Raw genomic sequence first — 16,450 nt, forward strand, 5'->3', positions numbered from 1 at the left:
CTGGCGCAGATGGCTCAGGGCCGGCGCACGCCCAGGACGGTCTGCAGGCGGCGCAGGCGGCGCATCACTTCGGCCAGATGGCTGCGGTCGCGCACCTGAATGTTGAAGCGCAGGACCGCGGCGTTGATGTCGCGCTCCAGGTATTCCACCCGCTCGATGTTGGACTGGCTCTGGGCCACCGCCGCGGCGACCTGGGCCAGCACGCCGGTGCGATTCTCCACCTCGATCAGCAGGCTGGCGTCGTAGTCGCCCTTGACCTGCGAATCCCAGTCGATGGCCACCCAGCGGTCCGGCGACTTGCGGAACTCCACCACATTGGGGCAGTCCAGGCGATGCACCACGATGCCCTTGCCGGCGGTGTGGAAGCCCATGATCTCGTCGCCCGGGATCGGCTGGCAGCAGTTGGCGAAGCTGATCACCCCGCGCTCTGCGCCGGTGATCAGGATCTTCTCCTGCGAATGCTTGGAGTGGCCGCCGCTGCGCAGTTCGGCGAAGGCCATCATCGCCTGCGCGGCCTGGGCCGGCATCCAGTTGCCCAGGGCCACGTCTTCGAGCAGGGCCTCCAGGCGCGGGTACTTGTGCTCGACCAGGAAGTTCTCCAGGCGCTGCGCCGGCAGGCGGTCCAGCGAACTGTCCAGGTCTTCCAGCGCGCGATCGAGCATGCGGTGGCCCAATTGCACCGCGTCCTCGTGGCCCAGCTGCTTGAGTTGGTGGCGGATGGCGGTACGGGCCTTGGAGGTCACCACGAACTCCAGCCACTGCGGTTTGGGCGCGGCCGACTTGGCGGTGATGATCTCCACGCTCTGCCCGCTGGTGAGCTTGGTGCGCAGCGGCACCAGCTTCTTGTCCACGCGCGAGGCGACGGCCTGGTTGCCCACGTCGGTATGCACGGCGTAGGCGAAATCCAGCGCGGTGGAGTTGCGCGGCAGGGAGAGGATCTTGCCCTTGGGCGTGAACAGGTAGACCTCGTCGGGGAACAGGTCGACCTTGACGTTGTCCAGAAATTCCAGCGAGGAGCCGGCCGAACGCTGGTTCTCGATCAGCTCGGAAATCCACGCATGGGCACGGCTCTGGGCACTGTTGGGTACGGCGGTGCCGAACTTGTAGGTCCAGTGCGCGGCGATGCCGCGCTCGGCCACCAGGTCCATCTCCTCGGTGCGGATCTGCACCTCGATCGGCGAGCCGTACGGACCGAACAGCACCGTGTGCAGCGACTGGTAGCCATTGGCCTTGGGGATGGCGATGAAGTCGCGAAAGCGTCCATCCAACGGCTTGAACTGCCCGTGCGCGGCACCCAGCGCGTGATAGACGTCCGGCACGCTGGTCACGACCACGCGGAAACCGAACACGTCCATCACCTGGTCGAAGCTTTTGCCTTCCGCGCGCATCTTCGTATAGATGCTCCAGGCGGTCTTGACCCGGCTGACCAGGCGGTGAGCGATGCCCTCGCGGGCCAGGCTCTGGGCGAGTTGGGTCTCGATCTGGGCCAGCGCTTCGCGGCGCATCACTGGCTGGCTGCGGATGTGCTTGCGGATGATGGCGTGACGCCACGGATACATCGCCGCGAAGCTCAAGTCCTGCAGCTCGGACTTGACCAGGCTCATGCCCAAGCGCTGGGCGATGGGCGCGTAGATGTCCAGCGTCTCGCGCGCAATGCGCGCACGCGCCTCGGCGCTCTGCGCGCCCAGGGTGCGCATGTTGTGCAGGCGGTCGGCCAGCTTGATCATGATCACGCGCAGGTCGCGCGACATGGCCAGCAGCATCTTGCGGAACGACTCGGCCGCCGCCTCCTTGCGATCGCGGAACTTCAGCTTGTCCAGCTTGGTCACGCCATCGACCAGCTCGGCCACCGCCTCGCCAAACTCGGCCGCGATTTCCTCGCGGGTCAGCGGGGTGTCTTCGATGGTGTCATGCAGGACCGCGGCAATCAGCGTCTCCACGTCCATGCCCAGCTCGGCCAGCACCTGGGCCACGGCCACCGGATGGGTGATGTAGGGCTCGCCGGACTTGCGCGTCTGCCCGGCGTGCGCCACCGCACCGACCTCCCACGCCTTGCGCAGCAGCGGCAGCTGATCGGCAGGCAGGTAGCTGGCGGCCGCCTCGAAACGCTGCACGTATTCGGGTGCATCGTCCTGCGGCGAAGTGGGGAAAAGCACGTGGCTGGCACTACCTGGATTCATCGGCAAAGCCTATGCCAGCCACCCGGTGGCGGCAATGCGTGCGGTCCGGGCGCGGCCACCGCGATTCACCCATCGCCCCTGGCGCGCCGCGCGGTTGCTGGCGGCCAGGTCCTGGTCCGCTTCCGACGCCGCTCGGGCCGAGAGGCCGACCGCGAGTTGGCGCAGCGCTGCGCCAGCGCTGGGCCACGCGCTGGATCGAAGGCCCAAGGAGGCGAAGGGATACCTGCGCGAGTTTTCGCCCATCTCAGTGGCATTTGCCCGTCACTGCTATGCTCCTGGCTCCTTTCATCCCGGGGCCATTGCGTTGGAAGCGCGTCCTGACCTGCTGATCTTCGATTGCGACGGTGTCCTGGTGGACAGCGAGCCGATCTCCTGCGCGGTCCTGGCCGAAGCGCTCAGCCGCGAGGGCGTTCCGGCGGACGTCACGTTGGTAAAACGCCATTTCCTCGGCCGCAGCCTGCGCGTGGTCAGGCCGCATGCGCTGGAACAGGGCATCGCCCTTCCGGAGGACTTCGAGACCCGCCTCAATGCCACGCTGCTGGCCCGCTTCCGCGAGGAGCTGCAGCCGATTCCAGGCGTGGCCGAGCTGCTGGAGGCATGGGGGCCGCAGGTCTGCGTCGCCTCTTCCAGCCACCTGGAGCGCGTGCGCCTGTGCCTGCACCTCACCGGGCTGGACAGGTTCTTCGGCGACCGCGTCTACACCGCCGAGATGGTCCGGCATGGGAAGCCCGCGCCGGACCTGTTCCTGCACGCCGCCGCGCAGCTGGGCGCTACACCGGCCCGATGTCTGGTGCTGGAGGACAGTCCCAGCGGAGTCCGCGCCGCCCAGGCCGCGCGGATGGAGGTCTGGGGCTTCACCGGCGGCGCGCACCATGCGGGCAGCCAGGCGGCGAGCGACTTGCTCACCGACGCCGGCGCGACACGGGTGCTGGACGACATGCGCGGTGTCGCCGATGCCCTCGACATAGCCGGCACCACCCCTTCGCGCGGCTAGGATAGGCCGCGCTTCACCGCCCGGGGACCCAATGCCGATGGCCAGTTCCGACAACGACACCACCCGTCTCGATGCCGCCGCGCGCGCCGGATGGCTGTACTACATCGCCGGCAATACCCAGGACGAGATCGCGCGCAAGCTCAAGGTCTCGCGCGCGACTGCCCAGCGCATGGTGTCGCTGTGCCTGACCCAGCGCCTGATCACCTTCCGCCTGGAACACCCCATCGCCGCGTGCATGGACCTGGCCGCGCAACTGCAGGACCGCTTCGGCATGCGCTATTGCGAGGTGGTTCCCAGCGACCCGGCCGATCCCACGCTGGTCACCGGCGTGGCCGAACGTGCCGCCGGACTGCTGGAATCCACGCTGCGCAGCGAGACGCCCAGCATCATCGGCATCGGCACCGGGCGCGCCATGCGCGCGGCGGTCGAGCGCATTCCGCCAATGCAGACACGCAACCACCAGCTGGTGTCGCTGGTGGGCAACATCTCGCCGGATGGCTCGGCCAGCCCTTTCGATGCGGTCGCCCGCCTGGCCGACCTGACCGGCGCGCAGCATTACCCGATGCCGCTGCCAGTCTTCTTGTCCTCGGCCCAGGAGCGCCAGACGCTGCTGGGCATCGAGGCCGTGCGACGCATTCGCGACCTGGCCGGCCATGCCGACCTGCGCCTGGTCGGCGTGGGCCAACTGGACCAGACCGCGCCGCTGCACGTGGACGGCTTCATCAGCCGCACCGAACTGCTGGAACTGATCCGTCTGGGGGCCGTGGGTGAGGTCATCGGCTGGGCCCTCAACGCCGAGGGCGAGGTGATCGAAGGTGGCAGCAACCAGCGCCTGACCAGCATTCCGCACCCGGTGCCGGCGACCAGCCTGACCATCGGCGTGGCCGTGGGCGAGGTCAAGGTGGTGCCGATCAAGGCCGCACTGAAGGGCCGCATCCTCAATGGCCTGATCACCGACGAGCGCACCGCCAAGGCCATCCTGGCGCACTGATCCGCAAGTCCCGCATGCCCGCGCCAGGGCAACGGCGCGGGTATGCGCGTGCGCGCTTTTCGACCAGCACGAGCCCCTTGCCATGCACTTCACGATGCTGCAGTGCACGATCGAAAGTGCTTTACAGCCACGCCTCATCATGAGCATATGCGCACCCACAGGGCATTTGCTCACATCATTTCTGGGAGGGAGCGGAATGAGCGCACTGACCAAGGCCACGATCTGCGTGGCCCTGACCGCGGCACTGGCCGCATGCGGAAACAGCGGCGACACAGCCGGTGGCGACGCGGCGGCCAAGTCGGACACGCTGGTGATCGCCACGGTCAACAACAGCGACATGATCCGAATGCAGAAGCTGACCTCGGACTTCACCGACCAGCATCCGGACATCAAGCTCGAATGGGTGACGCTGGAGGAGAACGTGCTGCGCCAGCGCGTGACCACCGACATCGCCACCAAGGGCGGCCAGTTCGACGTGCTGACCATCGGCACCTACGAGGTGCCGATCTGGGCCGAGCGCGGCTGGCTCAAGCCACTCAAGTTCGGCCCGGACTACGACGTGGACGACCTGCTGCCCAAGATCCGGCAGGCCGCCAGCTACGAAGGCCAGCTCTACGCTGCCCCGTTCTACGGCGAAGGCTCGATGCTGATGTACCGCACCGACCTGCTGCAGAAGGCGGGCCTGACCATGCCCGAACAGCCTTCGTGGGACTTCGTGGTCGATGCCGCACGCAAGATGACCGACAAGCAGGACGGCGTGTACGGCATCTGCCTGCGCGGCAAGGCCGGCTGGGGCGAGAACATGGCCCTGCTCAGCGCGATGGGCAACGCCTTCGGCGCACGCTGGTTTGATGAGAACTGGCGCCCGCAGTTCGACCAGCCCGAGTGGAAGGCCGCGCTGCAGACCTATGTCAGCGTGATGAAGGATGCCGGGCCGCCGGGCGCGTCCTCCAACGGCTTCAACGAGAACCTGGCCCTGTTCAACGCCGGCAAGTGCGCCATGTGGGTCGACGCGACCGTAGCCGCTTCGTTCATCACCAATCCCAAGGAATCCAAGGTCGCCGACAAGGTGGGCTTCGCCGCCGCGCCGGACACCGGCAAGGGCAAGACGACCGGCTGGCTGTGGGCCTGGAACCTGGCCATCCCGGCCAGTTCCAAAAAGGCCGACAAGGCGCAGGAATTCATCGCCTGGGCCACCAGCAAGCACTACACCGACCTGGTCGCCTCCAAGGATGGCTGGGCCAACGTGCCGCCGGGCACGCGTACCTCGCTCTACAACAACCCCGAGTACCTCAAGGCCGCGCCTTTCGCCAAGCAGACCCTGGCGGCGATCGACAGCGCTGACACGCACAACCCGGCGGTCAAGCCGGTGCCCTATGTGGGCGTGCAGTACGCCGCCATCCCCGAGTTCCAGGCGATCGGCACCACGGTGGGCCAGCAATTCTCCGCCGCGCTCACCGGGTCGATCAGCGTGGATGAGGCATTGAAGAACGCCCAGGCGGCCACCGAGCGCGAGATGAAGCGCGCCGGCTATCCCAAGTAATCGGGCTGCGGCCCCGCCCGCTGGCGGGGCCGACCCATCTCTGTTCGCGGAAGGCGCGCGGCATGCGCGCCCGCAGGTTCAAGACAGCGAGGTTCAACCCATGAAAATCAGCATCACTCCCCTTGCGCTGGCGCTGCTGGCCACCGGGCTGGTCAGCGCCAATGCCGCGCGGGCCGCGGAGTTCGATCCCAATCAGCACATCGGCGGCGACTGGGGCGGCTGGCGCAGCGACCTGGCCAACGATGGCGTGCAGTTCAAGCTGGGCCACTTCAGCCAGACCGCGCACAACACCTCCGGCGGCGACAGCCACGAGACCGCCTACGCGGATCAGTTCTTCCTGGGCGGCTACTTCGATCTGGACAAGCTGTGGGGCTGGCGCGGCGCGGAGTTCAAGGTGGAGATCACCAACCGCAATGGCGAGCTGATCAACAACAAGGCCAACATTCCCACGCTGCTGCAGTCCCAGCAGATCTATGGCCGCGGCACTGTCACCCGCCTGACCCAGTTTTCGCTGACCCAGCGTCTGTTCGACGACCACCTAAGCATCAAGGCCGGCCGTCTGTATCCGGATGCGGACTTTTTCGCGCTGAGCTGCAACTTCCAGCATCTGACCTTCTGTAGCGGTGGCTCGTCCAACAACATCAGCAGCAGCTGGTACGGCTCGCCGCTGAGCGCTTGGGGCGGGGTAGTGAGTTTCACCCCCGACCATCAGTGGTTCTTCAAGGTGGGCGGCTATGACACCAACCCAGAAACGCTCTCCAAGAACCAAGGCCTGAAGCTGGGCACCTCGGGTGACGACAGCGGGACGCTGATGGCCGCCGAAGTGGAGTTCAAGCCCGACTACGGCAATGGCATCGACGGCGACTACAAGATCGGCGCCACCCGCAACAGCAGCAACCGCACCCGCGTTTATGACGTCACCGGGCTGCCGACCAGCCTGACCGACAACGCCGCCGTCGTGCAGAACACCGACAACGCGTTCTACTTCAACTTCGAGCAGCAGGTGACCAGCAACGGCGCCGGCGGCGGCCTGCGCCTGTTCGCCAGCATGATCCGCGCCGACCAGGACGTGGCGACCGTGGGTGAAGTGCTTGCGGTGGGCGGATTCTGGAAGGGCTTCCTGCCCAGCCGTCCGGACGACCGCATCGGCCTGGCCTTCGGCCGCAATGCGGTCAGCGACAAGCTCACCGACGCCCAGCGCCTGTACGACCGCACCCTGCCGGCCGGTGCCACGCCGATCGGCGTGCAGCACTACGAGTATCCGATCGAGCTGAACTACAACATCGCGGCCTACCGCGGGATCGAGATCATGCCGAGCATCCAGTACATCCGCCATCCGGGTGGCTATGCCGATGCCGACAGCGCCACGATCCTGGGCCTGCAGGTCAGCCTCGATTTCTGAACCTGCAGCGGGCATCCGGCGTGGCCTCCCCCTCCCCGCCCCGGATGCCCGGTGCAGCCTGACAGATGCCCGCGCGACCGTGCGGGCATGACCGCCCGGTCTTGACTGACCCGATGCCCGCGCGCGCGCCGCGCCCCAACGGACAGCTCCGATGGCCACGCAACAGACCCAAAAACTCGCGAGGTTCCTGATCGCCCCGTCGGTCATCCTGCTGCTGCTGTGGATGATCGTGCCGCTGGCGATGACAGTGTGGTTCTCGCTGCTCAACTACAACCTGCTCAATCCCGAGAAGACCTTCGTCGGGATCGCCAACTACACCTACTTCCTCGGCAATCCGGCCTTCGTGTCCTCGCTGGGCAAGACTCTGCTGCTGGTCGGCTCGGTGCTGGGCATCACCGCGGTGTTCGGCACGCTGATCGCGCTGCTGCTGGACCAGGTCTTCGTCGGGCGTCGCATCGTGCGACTGATGCTGATCGCCCCGTTCTTCGTGATGCCCACCGTCAGCGCCCTGGTCTGGAAGAACCTGTTGATGCATCCGGTCTCCGGCCTGCTGGCCTGGCTGTGGCGGGTGTTCGGGCTGACCCCGATCGACTGGTTCACCCAGTACCCGATGTTCTCGATCATCCTGATCGTGGCCTGGCAGTGGTTGCCCTTCGCCGTGCTGATCCTGCTCACCGCGCTGCAGTCGATGGACGAGGAGCAGCAGGAAGCCGCGCTGATGGATGGTGCCGGCGTATTCGACCGCTTCTTCCACCTCACCGTGCCGCACCTGGCGCGCCCGCTGACCATCGTCATCCTGATCGAGACGATCTTCCTGCTGACGGTGTTCGTGGAGATCTACGTCACCACCGGCGGCGGCCCGGGCATGCAGACCACCAACCTGGCCTACCTGATCTATTCGCAGGCCCTGCTGCAGTACGACGTGGGCGCGGCGTCGGCCGGCGGCCTGATCGCCGTGGTGCTGGCCAACATCGCGGCCATCTTCCTGGTCCGCATCGTCGGCAAGAACCTGGAGACCTAGGACATGTCCTCCATTCACGAACAGGCCGCGTTGGACCTGGGAAGCCGGCAGGGGGTGTTGCGCGACGCAGCGCCTGACTGGCCGTCAGGCCAAGTTGTGCAACGCCGGTCGGCGGCTTCCCAGGCCCAACCCAGCGGGCCGTTCCTGCGCGCGTCCGGAACCGCGTCATCGATCGGTCGTGGACGGACGTCCACTTCCTCCCTTTTCCTTGCCCCGAACACGCGCAGGAACGGCGCGACCTGTCCGGGAACGGAGGACATGTCCTGATGGCCCGCCGCACGCCCGTTCCGCAGGTCATCGCCACCACCATCGCCGCCTGGCTGGTGGGTGGGGTGATCTTCTTCCCGATCCTGTGGATGCTGCTGACCAGCTTCAAGACCGAGATCGATGCGTTCTCCACCCCGCCCAGCTTCCTGTTTTTCCATTGGACGCTGGAGAACTACGCCGCCGTGCAGGCACGCAGCAATTACTTCAGCCACGCGTGGAACTCGGTGGTGGTCTCACTGGGCTCCACCCTGATCGCGCTGGCCATCGCCATCCCGGCGGCCTGGGCGATGGCGTTTTCACCGACCAAGCGCACCCGCGGCATTCTGCTGTGGATGCTGTCCACCAAGATGCTGCCGCCGGTGGGCGTACTGGTGCCGATCTACCTGCTCTACCGCGATTCGGGACTGCTGGACACCCAGCTGGGGCTGGTGATCGTGCTGTGCCTGAGCAACCTGCCGATCATGGTCTGGATGCTGTTCAACTACTTCAAGGACATCCCCAAGGACATCCTGGAAGCCGCGCGCATGGACGGCGCCACCATCGGCAAGGAGATCCTCCACATCCTCGCCCCGATGGCCGTGCCGGGCATTGCCTCCTCGCTGCTGCTCAACGTGATCCTGGCGTGGAACGAGGCCTTCTGGTCGTTGAATCTGTCCTCGTCCAAGGCCGCCCCGCTGACGGCGTTCATCGCCTCCTACTCCAGCCCCGAAGGGCTGTTCTGGGCCAAGTTGTCGGCGGCCTCGACGATGGCCATCGCGCCGATCCTGGTGCTGGGCTGGTTCTGCCAGAAGCAGCTCGTGCGCGGGCTGACCTTTGGCGCCGTGAAGTAAGCGCGGCGCGATCAACACACACATTCGATAGGTGGTTCATGGGACGCATCACACTGGAAGGTGTCACCAAATCCTTCGACGACACCCAGGTCATCCACGGCGCCGACCTGGAGATCGAGGACGGCAAGTTCGTGGTCTTCGTCGGGCCGTCCGGCTGCGGCAAGACCACCCTGCTGCGCCTGATCGCCGGGCTTGAGGACGTCAGTGGCGGGCGCATTCTCATCGACGGCCAGGACGTGACCAAGCTGCCGCCGGCCAAGCGCGGGCTGTCGATGGTGTTCCAGTCCTACGCGCTGTATCCGCACATGAGCGTGCGCAAGAACATTGCCTTCGGGCTGAAGATGGCGCGCGTGCCCAAGGCCGAGATCGACAAGCGGGTCAACCAGGCGGCTGACATCCTCAACCTGACCGACTACCTGGACCGCCGGCCGGGCCAGCTCTCCGGCGGCCAGCGCCAGCGCGTGGCCATCGGCCGTGCCATCGTGCGCGAACCCAAGGGCTTCCTGTTCGACGAGCCGCTGTCCAACCTGGACGCCGCCCTGCGTGTGCAGATGCGCCTGGAAGTCACCCGCCTGCAGAAGCAGCTCAAGACCACGGCCGTCTACGTCACCCACGATCAGGTCGAAGCCATGACCATGGCCGATGAGATCGTGGTGCTGCAGGGCGGGCGCATCGAACAGGTCGGCACGCCGCTGGAACTCTACGAGCGCCCGGCCAATGTCTTCGTCGCCGGCTTCATCGGCTCGCCGCGCATGAACCTGCTCGAGGGCGAGATCGCCCAGCGTCATGGCGCGGCCACGCTGGGCGTGCGCCCGGAACACATCCGCGTGCATCGCGGCGACATGGCGACCGATGGCGACGCCTGGCGCGGCACCGTGGCCCAGGCCGAACACCTGGGCAGCGACACCTTCGTTTACGTGGATGTCCCGGGCGTGGGCACGTTGGATGCGCGCTGCACCGGCGATCTGCGCGTGCAACAGGGCGACACGGTGACCCTGGTGCCCGATCCGCAACACCTGCATCGCTTCGATGCCCAGCAGCAGGCGATGCGCTAACCCCCTTCCCCATTGCAACGCACAGCAGGAGATCTCCCCATGTATCTGGACAAGTTCAAGCTCGATGGCCGCGTGGCCGTCGTCACCGGTGGCGGTCGCGCGATCGGCCTGGCCATCTGCGAGGCCCTGGCCGAAGCCGGCGCCAAGGTGATCATCGCCGACCACGATACGGCCGTGGCCGAGGAAGGCCTAGCGACCCTGCGCGCCAAGGGCCTTGACGCCCAGATCGTGCAGATGGACGTGACCGACTCGGCGCGCGTGAATGCGGTGGCCGACGAACTGGTCGCCCAGCACGGCAAGGTCGACATCCTGGTCAACAACGCCGGCATCGCGCGCAGCATGACCCCGGCCGAGACCGTCGCCGACGAGCACTGGCTCAACGTGATCGACGTGAATCTCAACGGCACCTTCTGGTGCTGCCGCGCCTTCGGCAAGCACATGCTGGACAAGGGCGACGGGGTGATCGTCAACGTCGGCTCGATGTCCGGCTTCATCGTCAACAAACCCCAGGCCCAGGCTTACTACAATGCCTCCAAGGCCGCGGTGCATCACCTGACCAAGTCGCTGGCCGCCGAATGGGGCGCGCGCGGCGTGCGCGTCAACGCGGTCGCCCCGACCTACATTGCCACCCCGCTCAATGCCTTCGTCAAGGAGGATCCGCAGATGTACGACGCCTGGATCAACGGCACCCCGATGGCCCGCCTGGGCGAGGTCGAGGAGATCGCCTCGGTCGCGCTGTTCCTGGCCTCCAACGCCTCCAGCCTGATGACCGGCAGCATCGTGCTGGCCGACGGCGGCTACACCTGCTGGTAAGCCAACCCATGCAGGCCAACGACAAGGTGTACATCGGCGTGGACGTGGGCACCGGCAGCGCCCGCGCCGGCGTCTTCGACGCGCGCGGCCAGCTGCTGGGCACCGCGCGCCACGCCATCCAGATCTGGTACCTGCCCGGCGACATGGTCGAGCAGTCCTCGCAGGACATCTGGCATGCGTGCGTGCAGGCCATCGCCGGCGCGGTCGCCGAGGCCGGCATCGCGCCGACACAGGTGGCCGGCATCGGCTTCGACGCCACCTGCTCGCTGGTGGCCGTGGACGCCGACGGCGGGCCGGTGTCCATCAGTCCGACCGGCGAGGCCACGCGCGATGTCATCGTGTGGATGGATCACCGCGCCACCGAGCAGGCCGCGCGCATCAACGCCACCGATGAACCGGTGCTGCGCTATGTCGGCGGACAGATCTCCCCGGAGATGGAAACGCCCAAGCTGCTGTGGCTCAAGGAGCACCTGCCGGACCGCTATGCGCAGGCTGCGCACTTCTTCGACCTGGCCGACTGGCTGACCTGGCGTGCCACCGGCAGCACCGCGCGCTCGCTGTGCACGGTGACCTGCAAGTGGACCTACGTGCAGCACGAGGGCGGCTGGAGCCGGCGCTACTTCGAACGCATCGGCCTGGCCGACCTGCTGGACGACGATGCCCGCCGCATCGGCACCGACATCGTCGCGCCCGGCACCGCGCTGGGCGCCGGCCTGGACGCGCGCGCGGCGCAGGAACTCGGTCTGCCGGCCGGGATCGCGGTGGGTGCCTCGCTGATCGACGCCCATGCCGGCGCCATCGGCACGATTTCCAGTCCGGACACCGACGGGACACCGGTGCCGCCCACGGCGCGCCTGGCCTACATCCTGGGGACTTCGGCCTGTGTGCTGGCCACCACCGAGGAGCCCTGCTTTACCCCCGGGGTGTGGGGCCCCTACGGCGCGGCCATGATCGAAGGCCTGTGGCTCAACGAGGGCGGTCAGTCGGCAGCCGGCGTGGCGATCGACACCCTGGTCCGCTCGCATCCCGGCTATCCCGAAGCCAGCGCCCAGGCCGAGGCCGACGGCAAGGACGTGCTGCGCTGGCTGGAGGAACGCGTGCTGGCAAAGGCCGAGTCCGCCTCGCATGCCGCCCTGCTCGCCCGCGGCCTGCACGTCCTGCCCGACTATCTGGGCAATCGTTCGCCCGATGCCGACCCCAACGCCCGCGCGATGATCGCCGGACTGACCATCGACCACGACCTGCAGGGCCTGGAGGCCCTTTACGTGGCCGGCCTGTGCGGCCTGGGCTACGGCCTGGCCGACATCATCGATGCCCTGCGCGCGCAGGGCGTGCGCTTTGACAGCGTGATCATGAGCGGCGGCGCAAGCCAGAGCCGGCTGGTGCGCCAGCTGATGGCCGATGCCAGCGGGGTCCAGGTGCAGGTCGCCGCCACCGCCGAGCCGGTGCTGCTGGGCAGCGCGATGATCGGGGCGGTGGCCAGCGGCGGGTTCACCGATCTGCCGGCGGCGATGGGCGCGATGAGCGCGCTGGGCGCGAGCACCGAGCCGACGCCAGCGGCACTGACCCGGTTCCACGCCGCCAAGCGCCGTGGCTACCAGTCGATGCAGGCCCTGGACCGCACCTTGCGCCGCGAAATGGCCGACGTTTCTCCTGGAGCCTGACCTCGATGTTCCTGATCTGTGGCGAAGCGTTGTTCGACGTGTTCACCCAATCGCCGCAGGGCGATGCGATCCCGATGCTGGCCCGCCCGGGCGGCTCACCGTTCAACGTGGCCATCGGCCTGTCGCGCCTGGGCAGCCCCTCGGCGCTGCTGGGCGGGCTCTCGCGCGACATGCTAGGCCAGCACCTGGTTGGCATCCTGAGGCGCGAAGGCGTGTGCGCCGACTATCTGATCGCGCGCGACGAACGCACCACGCTCAGCCTGGTGGCCCTCGATGCGCAAGGCGTCCCGCACTACACCTTCTATGGCGAGCACAGCGCCGATCGCGCACTTGAAGTCGCCGACCTGCCCGCGCTGGGCGCGGACGTCCACGGCTTGCATGTGGGCTCCTACACGCTGGTGGCCGAGCCCACCGCCTCAACCCTGCTGCGCCTGGTCACCCAGGCGCGCGGCGAGCGGCTGATCTCGCTGGACCCCAACATCCGCCCCACCGTCGAGCCGGACATGGCGCGCTGGCGCAGTCGCGTCGGCGCGGTGGCCGCGCAGGCCGACCTGATCAAGGTCAGCGAGGAAGACCTGGGACTGCTCTACCCAGGCGAACCGGTCGAGGCCGCCGCGCGGCGCTGGCTCGACGGTGGCACGCAGTTGGTGGTGGTCACGCTGGGTGCCGAAGGCGCCCTGGGCTTCAGCCGCCAGGCGCAGACCCGGGTCGCGGGCCGACTGGTCACCGTGGCCGACACCGTTGGCGCTGGGGACAGCTTCCAGGCCGCACTGCTGCACCAGTTGCCCGACCGCGCTGCGCTGGAGGCGGCCGCCGCCGAGGCGCAGGCGATGCAGCGGCTGCTGACCTTCGCCGCCACCGCCGCCGGCATCACCTGCAGCCGGCCCGGCGCCGATCCGCCGACCCACGCCCAGGTGCTGGACGCGCTCGGCTGAGCGGTCGCGCCCACAGCACCGCTAAAACGCAGAACGGCCCGCGCAAGCGGGCCGTTCCATGTAGACCTGAGGGTCGGTCCAGACGATCAGTCGTCGCCCTTGGACATGTCTTCGTCGGCCACGACCTCGGCGGCGGCCCATTCCAGGGCTTCGCGCTCGGCACGCTCGCGCTCGGCCTTCTCGACGCGGTCGATCAGCTCGTTGTCGACCTTGCGCGCGGCGATCTCGCGCAGCGCCAGGACGGTCGGCTTGTCTTCGGTCTCGTTGTCCAAGGTGGCTTCAACGCCGTTGGCCAGCTGACGCGCGCGCTTGGCGGCCATCATGACCAGCTCGAAACGGTTGTCGACGACTTCCAGGCAATCTTCTACGGTGATGCGGGCCATGTGGGCTCCTGGCGGCCAGCCACCGGATCAGGTGGGCCGCGCGACTAGCGGAAAGGGACCGCGGATTTTAGGGGCAGGCCTTTCCATTTGCAAGACACCCTTTGCAAATCAGAGGGTTAACCCTCTGACATACCCCTGAAATCACTCCAGGAGAAAGGCCTGCCGAGACAGGATGCCGTGGGGAGACTGACGCCAATCATCCTGTCCGAGCACAACTTCTTCCCAGGCGGCCCACATCTGTCGGGCCACGCGCGCGACCGGCATCGCGCCAATCCCCGCACCGAGTGCCGGGCATAGCAATGACTGGATTGGCGGCGAACCACCACGGTCGTTGTGGCGCTGTACGGCCAGCAAAGCGGCACGGAACGCGAGATAGACATTGACCGTGCCAGCGATCCGCGATGGAACGCGCATGGTCGGCGCGCTCACCATAAACGGAATGCCTGCATGGCCGGTCTCCACCACCACGGCTTGCCCTACAACCAGCTCGCCCGCATGCGCCTCGGCGATGCAGGCCTGCAGCCGGTCTTGGAGCTCCCAACCGAAGGCATTGACGTAGTGCAGGTCGATGCCGCCATCCATGTAACCGAAGCTGTTCGCCGGACTGACGATCGCATCCGCCCGCGCGGCGAGGATGTCGCCCTGCTCGACCCGGACCGGCGCCTGAAAGACCGCACGCCAAGCCTCGACCATGCCTGCATCCAGAGCGCGCAGTTCAAGATCCATCTCTGCCCCCCGTCACCACCGGTGCGGCCGTACGGCTCAGTCTGCCAGCAGCGCGTCGATCAGGGCGCGATGTGCGGCGGTCTGGCGTTCGCGACGCAGGCGGCTGGCGGTGAAGATCGCGCACATCTCGTCCACGGCCTGGTCGAACACCTCGTTGACGATCACGTAGTCGAACTCGCCGTAATGGGACATCTCCTCGCGCGCGGCGGCCAGGCGCTGGGCAATGACCGCTTCGCTGTCCTGCCCGCGCTTGCGCATGCGCTCTTCCAGCGCATCGCGCGAGGGCGGCAGGATGAACACGCTCACCGCCTCGGGCACCTTCTCGCGCACCTGGCGCGCGCCCTGCCAGTCGATCTCCAGCAACACGTCCTGGCCGGCGGCCAGCTGCGGCTCGACCGACTGGCGCGCACTGCCCTTCCAGTCGCCATGCACGCGCGCGTACTCGAAGAAGTCGCCCGCCTCGATCATGCGCTGGAACTCCTCGGCACTGACGAAGTGATAGTGCTGGGCGTGGCGCTCACCCGGGCGCGCCGCACGCGAGGTAAAGGAGATCGACAGGCTGATGCGCGGATCGCGTGCCAGCGTGGCGTTGACGATGCTGCTCTTTCCGGCGCCCGACGGGGCCGCGACGATATACAGGGTGCCGCGCATGGCGTTGGCCTTTGGCTGCCGCCCGCCTTGGGGCGGGGCGTCCGTGAAAAGGCGCGCAAGTCTAGCAAAGCCGCGCTCGGGGCGCGGCAAGGGTCACTCCAGGTTCTGCACCTGCTCGCGGATCTGGTCGATCAGCACCTTCAGCTCCACGGCGATGTTGGTGGTGCGCACGTCCACCGACTTGGAACCCAGGGTGTTGGCTTCGCGGTTGAACTCCTGCAGCAGGAAGTCCAGGCGCCGACCGACCGCACCATCGGCCTTGAGCACGCGGCGGATTTCCTTGATGTGGCTGCCCAGGCGATCCAGTTCCTCGTCCACGTCCAGCTTCTGCAGGGACAGCACCAGTTCCTGCTCCAGGCGTCCGGGATCGGCCGGCTGGGCCAGGTCGGCCAGGCGCGCTTCCAGTTTCTGGCGCTGGCCGGCGCGGATCTGCGGGATCAGGGTGCGGGCCTCGGCGGCGTGGGCTTCCACGCCATCGACACGCTCGGCGATGGCCTGGGCCAGCTTGTCGCCTTCGCGCTCGCGTGCGGCGACGAACTGATCCAGCAACGCCTCCATCAGCGTCAGCGCGGCCGCCTGCAGGGCTTCGGGATCGATCGCACGGCTGCGCACCACGCCGGGAAACTGCAGCAGTTCGGTCAGGCTGGTGCTCAGGCCCGGGAAGTGCATGCCCAGGGTCTGCCCAGCCTGGGCCAGGGTCTGGATCCGCGCCTGGTCCAGGTGCAGGCCCTCGTCGCCTTCGGCCACCCGCAGGCGCACCACCAGGTCCAGCTTGCCGCGGGCCACACGCGCGGCCACACGCTCGCGCAACGCCGGCTCCAGCGCGCGCAGCTCCTCGGGCAGGCGCAGGCTCAGCTCCAGGAAGCGGTGGTTGACCGAGCGCAACTCGGCCCCGAGCGTGGCGCCCTCGACCTGGTGCTCGACGGTGGCGTAGGCGGTCATGCTGCGGATCACGGCGGGCGATGTCCTGGGGAAAAGGGGCGTGGATGGTACCC

The 16,450-nt window shown here is 67.6% G+C and carries 15 protein-coding genes; 10 read left to right on the forward strand and 5 right to left on the reverse strand.

Translation table 11 applies throughout. The annotated features are described in order from the left end of the window. Positions 1 to 14 precede the first annotated feature (14 nt). The gene (locus tag PJ250_RS01610) at positions 15 to 2,180 is read right to left on the reverse strand and encodes a RelA/SpoT family protein (RefSeq protein ID WP_271646816.1); all 2,166 of its coding nucleotides are present in this window, start codon (positions 2,178 to 2,180) and stop codon (positions 15 to 17) included. A 304-nt stretch (positions 2,181 to 2,484) separates the two neighbouring features. Between PJ250_RS01610 and PJ250_RS01615 the strand changes: the two genes are divergently transcribed. The 10 genes from PJ250_RS01615 to PJ250_RS01660 all read left to right on the forward strand — a co-directional run bounded on the left by PJ250_RS01615 (position 2,485) and on the right by PJ250_RS01660 (position 13,695). Continuing rightward, entirely contained in the window at positions 2,485 to 3,174 is a 690-nt protein-coding gene (locus PJ250_RS01615; RefSeq protein ID WP_271646817.1) for an HAD family hydrolase, read from the forward strand. A 37-nt stretch (positions 3,175 to 3,211) separates the two neighbouring features. Then, positions 3,212 to 4,165 (forward strand): sugar-binding transcriptional regulator, encoded by a 954-nt coding sequence (locus PJ250_RS01620; protein ID WP_271646818.1) that lies wholly within the window; start codon positions 3,212 to 3,214, stop codon positions 4,163 to 4,165. Between the two features lie 196 nt (positions 4,166 to 4,361). After that, positions 4,362 to 5,708, forward strand: coding sequence for an ABC transporter substrate-binding protein (locus PJ250_RS01625; RefSeq protein ID WP_271646819.1), 1,347 nt, complete (start codon positions 4,362 to 4,364; stop codon positions 5,706 to 5,708). Between the two features lie 100 nt (positions 5,709 to 5,808). Continuing rightward, entirely contained in the window at positions 5,809 to 7,110 is a 1,302-nt protein-coding gene (locus tag PJ250_RS01630) for a carbohydrate porin (RefSeq protein WP_271646820.1), read from the forward strand. A 151-nt stretch (positions 7,111 to 7,261) separates the two neighbouring features. Then, positions 7,262 to 8,131, forward strand: a complete 870-nt coding sequence (locus PJ250_RS01635) for a carbohydrate ABC transporter permease (RefSeq protein ID WP_271646821.1) — start codon at positions 7,262 to 7,264, stop codon at positions 8,129 to 8,131. Positions 8,132 to 8,397: 266 nt separating this feature from the next. Then, complete coding sequence (locus PJ250_RS01640) at positions 8,398 to 9,228, forward strand: carbohydrate ABC transporter permease (RefSeq protein WP_271646822.1); 831 nt, start codon at positions 8,398 to 8,400, stop codon at positions 9,226 to 9,228. A gap of 38 nt (positions 9,229 to 9,266) precedes the next feature. Then, entirely contained in the window at positions 9,267 to 10,283 is a 1,017-nt protein-coding gene (locus PJ250_RS01645) for an ABC transporter ATP-binding protein (RefSeq protein ID WP_271646823.1), read from the forward strand. Positions 10,284 to 10,322: 39 nt separating this feature from the next. Then, a complete protein-coding gene (locus PJ250_RS01650; protein ID WP_271646824.1) occupies positions 10,323 to 11,096 on the forward strand; it encodes an SDR family NAD(P)-dependent oxidoreductase in 774 nt (257 codons plus the stop codon). Between the two features lie 8 nt (positions 11,097 to 11,104). Then, the gene (locus tag PJ250_RS01655; RefSeq protein ID WP_271646825.1) at positions 11,105 to 12,760 is read left to right on the forward strand and encodes an FGGY-family carbohydrate kinase; all 1,656 of its coding nucleotides are present in this window, start codon (positions 11,105 to 11,107) and stop codon (positions 12,758 to 12,760) included. Between the two features lie 5 nt (positions 12,761 to 12,765). After that, entirely contained in the window at positions 12,766 to 13,695 is a 930-nt protein-coding gene (locus PJ250_RS01660; protein ID WP_271646826.1) for a carbohydrate kinase family protein, read from the forward strand. Positions 13,696 to 13,781: 86 nt separating this feature from the next. Here the strand turns inward: PJ250_RS01660 and rpoZ are convergent, their stop codons facing one another. The 4 genes from rpoZ to PJ250_RS01680 all read right to left on the reverse strand — a co-directional run bounded on the left by rpoZ (position 13,782) and on the right by PJ250_RS01680 (position 16,409). After that, positions 13,782 to 14,078: a DNA-directed RNA polymerase subunit omega gene (gene rpoZ / locus PJ250_RS01665; RefSeq protein ID WP_271646827.1), complete on the reverse strand. Its 297-nt coding sequence runs from the start codon at positions 14,076 to 14,078 to the stop codon at positions 13,782 to 13,784. Between the two features lie 141 nt (positions 14,079 to 14,219). After that, positions 14,220 to 14,804, reverse strand: a complete 585-nt coding sequence (locus PJ250_RS01670) for a macro domain-containing protein (RefSeq protein ID WP_271646828.1) — start codon at positions 14,802 to 14,804, stop codon at positions 14,220 to 14,222. Between the two features lie 36 nt (positions 14,805 to 14,840). Beyond that, positions 14,841 to 15,455, reverse strand: coding sequence for a guanylate kinase (gmk, locus tag PJ250_RS01675; protein WP_271646829.1), 615 nt, complete (start codon positions 15,453 to 15,455; stop codon positions 14,841 to 14,843). A 93-nt stretch (positions 15,456 to 15,548) separates the two neighbouring features. After that, entirely contained in the window at positions 15,549 to 16,409 is an 861-nt protein-coding gene (locus tag PJ250_RS01680) for a YicC/YloC family endoribonuclease (RefSeq protein ID WP_271646830.1), read from the reverse strand. Positions 16,410 to 16,450 lie beyond the last annotated feature (41 nt).

Origin of the sequence: Pseudoxanthomonas sp. JBR18 (assembly GCF_028198165.1) — a bacterium.
GTDB lineage: Bacteria > Pseudomonadota > Gammaproteobacteria > Xanthomonadales > Xanthomonadaceae > Pseudoxanthomonas_A.

What these genes read in the sequence shown, in the direction of transcription:
- PJ250_RS01610 (WP_271646816.1), bottom strand. Translation starts at nt 2,180, where the DNA reads ATGAATCCAGGTAGTGCCAGCCACGTGCTTTTCCCCACTTCGCCGCAG.
- PJ250_RS01620 (WP_271646818.1), top strand. Translation starts at nt 3,212, where the DNA reads ATGGCCAGTTCCGACAACGACACCACCCGTCTCGATGCCGCCGCGCGC.
- PJ250_RS01625 (WP_271646819.1), top strand. Translation starts at nt 4,362, where the DNA reads ATGAGCGCACTGACCAAGGCCACGATCTGCGTGGCCCTGACCGCGGCA.
- PJ250_RS01630 (WP_271646820.1), top strand. Translation starts at nt 5,809, where the DNA reads ATGAAAATCAGCATCACTCCCCTTGCGCTGGCGCTGCTGGCCACCGGG.
- PJ250_RS01635 (WP_271646821.1), top strand. Translation starts at nt 7,262, where the DNA reads ATGGCCACGCAACAGACCCAAAAACTCGCGAGGTTCCTGATCGCCCCG.
- PJ250_RS01640 (WP_271646822.1), top strand. Translation starts at nt 8,398, where the DNA reads ATGGCCCGCCGCACGCCCGTTCCGCAGGTCATCGCCACCACCATCGCC.
- PJ250_RS01645 (WP_271646823.1), top strand. Translation starts at nt 9,267, where the DNA reads ATGGGACGCATCACACTGGAAGGTGTCACCAAATCCTTCGACGACACC.
- PJ250_RS01650 (WP_271646824.1), top strand. Translation starts at nt 10,323, where the DNA reads ATGTATCTGGACAAGTTCAAGCTCGATGGCCGCGTGGCCGTCGTCACC.
- PJ250_RS01655 (WP_271646825.1), top strand. Translation starts at nt 11,105, where the DNA reads ATGCAGGCCAACGACAAGGTGTACATCGGCGTGGACGTGGGCACCGGC.
- PJ250_RS01660 (WP_271646826.1), top strand. Translation starts at nt 12,766, where the DNA reads ATGTTCCTGATCTGTGGCGAAGCGTTGTTCGACGTGTTCACCCAATCG.
- rpoZ (WP_271646827.1), bottom strand. Translation starts at nt 14,078, where the DNA reads ATGGCCCGCATCACCGTAGAAGATTGCCTGGAAGTCGTCGACAACCGT.
- PJ250_RS01670 (WP_271646828.1), bottom strand. Translation starts at nt 14,804, where the DNA reads ATGGATCTTGAACTGCGCGCTCTGGATGCAGGCATGGTCGAGGCTTGG.
- gmk (WP_271646829.1), bottom strand. Translation starts at nt 15,455, where the DNA reads ATGCGCGGCACCCTGTATATCGTCGCGGCCCCGTCGGGCGCCGGAAAG.